This is a genomic window from Microcoleus sp. K5-D4, assembly GCF_036704575.1.
Lineage (GTDB): Bacteria > Cyanobacteriota > Cyanobacteriia > Cyanobacteriales > Microcoleaceae > Microcoleus.
This window is the reverse complement of the sequence record NZ_JAUBSD010000175.1, coordinates 1-3,558: the sequence shown is the minus strand read 5'-3', so window position 1 is coordinate 3,558 and position 3,558 is coordinate 1. Positions and strand designations below refer to the sequence as shown.

Sequence of the window (3,558 nt, the reverse complement as noted above, 5' to 3'; positions counted from 1 at the left end):
ATTTGTTTATGATTGCTTTATTTGGTTTTCAATGTTCGTGACGGCTTTGTGTTCCGCCATGTAAATAAACATAAAGCATATTCTAAGGTTTGTAAAGTATTTTAACAACAGATTAACTAATGAATAGTATAAGTTTAACTTATCAACGTTAATAAAACTGGATAAACAGGTAAGAATGCACAAAAAAGTAGGTAAAGCCTGGAAGCGCGTCGCCTTCAGGCATGGAAATATTAAGATACAGACTTTTGCTGGCTAGGTATCATAATGAGAGCCCAATAGGGAACTTCAGCGGGTTCGACATCTGCGATCGCCCGAATTCGCTGATTCGGCATAGTTGCGCGTTCTATATACAAAGCTCGATCGAACTGTCCCAACTCAATCAGCACGTCCCGGACTTTCGCAAAATGCCGGCCCAGCTTAATAATTACAGCCGCATCAACAACCGCCAATCGATCGCGCAAAACCTCAGCCTCCAGCGTCGCAGGCATAATACTTAACACATCGTTACGATAAGTCAGCGGCACTCCCAACGCAGCCGCACTCGCCATTGTCGAAGAAATTCCCGGCACAACTTCAGTGGTAAATGTCCCCGACAAACGGTTGAATAGATACATAAACGAACCGTAGAGAAAAGGTTCGCCCTCACATAGCACCGCCACATCCCGCCCCTCGCTCAGATGTGCCGCAATTTTCTCGGCAGCAATATCATAATAAGGTTGAGACGATCGCGTCGGACTAAAAGGCAACGGCATCGGAATCTCAATTTGCTCCGGGCGCAGATAATCTGCGACGATCGCCCGCGCCAGCACCTTACCATTTTCCATCGCCGGATAGGCAATCACCGGCACCGATTGCAAAATCCGATAAGCTTTCAAAGTAATCAACTCTGGATCGCCAGGGCCAATACCCAAACCGTACAATTTACCACTAGCCTTAGTCATAATTCATCCTTTTTCGCTAACGCATTCACGGCCGCCGTTGCCATTGCACTGCCACCGCGCCGCCCGTGCAACGTAATAAATGGCACTCCCCGACTGTTGGCGGCCAGTTCAGCTTTGGATTCGGCGGCCCCGACAAATCCTACCGGGAAACCCAGAATTAAAGCTGGTTTGGGTGCTCCGGCATCCAGCATTTCCAGCAGTCGGAACAAAGCAGTCGGGGCATTGCCGATGGCCACAACCGCACCCTGCAATTTGTCCAGCCATAAATCAAGCGCCGCCGCCGATCGAGTATTTCCGATTTGCCGCGCCAACTCCGGGATTTCGGAATGCCAGAGGGTGCAAATCACCGGATTGTCAGCGGGAAGGCGTTTGCGAGTGATGCCTTCGGCCACCATCCGGGCATCGCACAGAATCGGCGCGCCTGCGGCGAGGGCTTGGCGTCCGCAGGTGGCTGCACCGGGGGAAGCTGCTAAATCTGCAACAATATCGGTCATGCCGCAACTGTGAATTAGTCGCACGGCTACCGATTCTAAATCGGGCGGCAAGCTTGACAAATCTGCTTCGGCTCGAATTGTGGCGAAGGATTTAATGTAGATTTCTGTTCCGTCTCGAATGTAGTCAATCATTGTTTAAAACTGCTATGGGAATTTTGTGGGATTTGTGAAATAAATTTTTTGAATGAACCGCGAAGAGAGAAAGGACGCGAAGGAAGAAATCTCAAGAGAGATAGAAAGAGAAATGCTTAAAATTTGTCTGTTTTTATGGGATATTTTTTCACTTTCAATTCCAATTTTCGGTGCTCAACAACTCCTGCAATTGGTCGATCGCCTGCCGATCGACAAACTCACCAAATGACTCCACAGGCTCTCGAAACCGCTGATACACCCGCAACATTCGCTCGATCGCATCGGGCATCTCGATCGCACTCACCGCCTGAAAAATTTGTCGTCCGAAGGGCAAATCTTTTCTACCCGCATAAATGTCGTAACATTCGCTCGTCTCGTCTCCTCGCTCAATCTGAATTCCCACCAGCGTGATATCAATGGGCTGGTGCTGGGCGCAGGACTTTTGGCAACCGCTGAAATGAATGTTAATCGGCAGGTCGATCGTCAATTTTTGCGCTAAATCCCTCACCATTGCTAGGGCGTGACTTTGAGTATCTGTCGCCGCCGACGCACAGCCGCTGCTACCGGCACAAGCCACCAAGCACGAATCTAGGCGAGTCGCCGACGAGTGCAATCCCAAATCGGCCACTTGCTGTTTTACCTCAAAAAGCTGGGAGTTGGGGATATCAGAAATTAGCAGATTTTGCCACGGCGTAAGTCTCAGGGTACCGCTGGCTAGCTTTTGGGCTAAATTCGCCAAATTCCGCAGTTGCTTTGATTCTAGCCTACCGAGAGGCAGTGCAATTCCCATGTAGGACAAACCGGACTGTCGTTGAGGATGAATGCCGAGATGTCGGTGATGGGGGAGGGATTTTTCAGATGAGGCATCTTGGCTGTTTTTGGGAAAGGTGCAAGATGTGAATTGCCCTGAAAATGGTAAATTCTGCTGTACCCTTTCTAGATAACTTTCAGCGCCCCAATCTGCCAGCAGGTGACGCAAACGCGGTTTTTTGCCATCAATTCGAGGTCTATTTTTAGTGTATTCAAGATAGGTGCTAGCGAGTGCGGCTAATACTGAAATACATTGCGATTCTTGGATTAAAATTCCTGTATCGCCGTTTAAATGCAGCCGAAAAACGATTCCTGATTGGGTTGAAAGCCCTTCAGCGGCTAATAAAATATCGTTGCGTAAAGCCTGGATCGAAACCGATTCTTCGCCGTCGAAGCCAATACTGAACTTAGGGGAAAGTTCCGACAACTCGGAATGTGTTTGCAGGTAATCATCCCAAGCTTTGACTAGCGGGCGAGTATCCAGTAACTGCTGGCGATCGATCCCTGCTGTCGGACTTGCCATAATATTGCGAATCGGGTCAACTTCAACGCGGCGAGACGCTATCCCCAATTCCTGCAAGCGGTTCCAGACTTCCGGGGCAATTTCCGAGTTCACTTCTCGGATTTGCAAATTTGCCCGATTTGTCACTTGCAAACAGCCGATACTGTATTTATCGGCCAAATCGGCGATCGTCCAACACTGCTGCGCGTTTAAAATTCCGCCCGGAATCCGCATTCTCGATAAAACTCCGTCTCGGGCTTGCGAACCGTAAAATAAACCCGGACAAGTCGGCAAATCAGTCAAAGCTAACAAATAATCTCCTCCCCGTGCTACGCAGGGAATCCAAAAGTAAACGCCCACAAAGCGCCCCCGAAGTCGGCATTCTGACTTTTACAGTTGCGGCACAGCGCCGGAATTGCACCGGACTTTCCCGCTTTCAGGTTTTAGAAAGGTATCACGACCTGACCGACAGAAAGCAAAACCCTCAACTTTCTTAACAAAACCCCTGGCGATCGACCCTCTCTCTCCTTTCATCAGCTTTGCTAATAACCCTCATCAGTTTAACTGTCGCCACACCCCTTTACAAACCTTAACGATAGGCGTAATAATATAAACATCATCCGAACATTGACAACCAAATACAGCAATCATAAAACCATGACAACAACCTTACAGCAGC

3 protein-coding genes and 1 riboswitch are annotated in these 3,558 nt (G+C 48.8%); all 3 genes read right to left on the bottom strand.

The genetic code is table 11. From position 1 onward, the window contains the following. Positions 1 to 230 precede the first annotated feature (230 nt). On the bottom strand, positions 231 to 941 hold the full coding sequence (locus tag QUA77_RS28740; protein WP_333433564.1) for a precorrin-2 C(20)-methyltransferase: 711 nt from the start codon (positions 939 to 941) through the stop codon (positions 231 to 233). Then, entirely contained in the window at positions 938 to 1,567 is a 630-nt protein-coding gene (locus QUA77_RS28735) for a precorrin-8X methylmutase (protein ID WP_333454014.1), read from the bottom strand. The genes QUA77_RS28740 and QUA77_RS28735 overlap by 4 nt, the downstream gene beginning before the upstream one ends. A gap of 154 nt (positions 1,568 to 1,721) precedes the next feature. Continuing rightward, positions 1,722 to 3,239 carry a precorrin-3B synthase gene (cobG, locus tag QUA77_RS28730; protein ID WP_333454013.1) on the bottom strand — a complete coding sequence of 506 codons (1,518 nt, stop codon included), beginning with the start codon at positions 3,237 to 3,239 and terminating at the stop codon, positions 1,722 to 1,724. 8 nt (positions 3,240 to 3,247) lie between these two features. Continuing rightward, positions 3,248 to 3,327, bottom strand: a riboswitch (adenosylcobalamin-variant (AdoCbl-variant) riboswitch). Between the last annotated feature and the right edge of the window lie 231 nt (positions 3,328 to 3,558).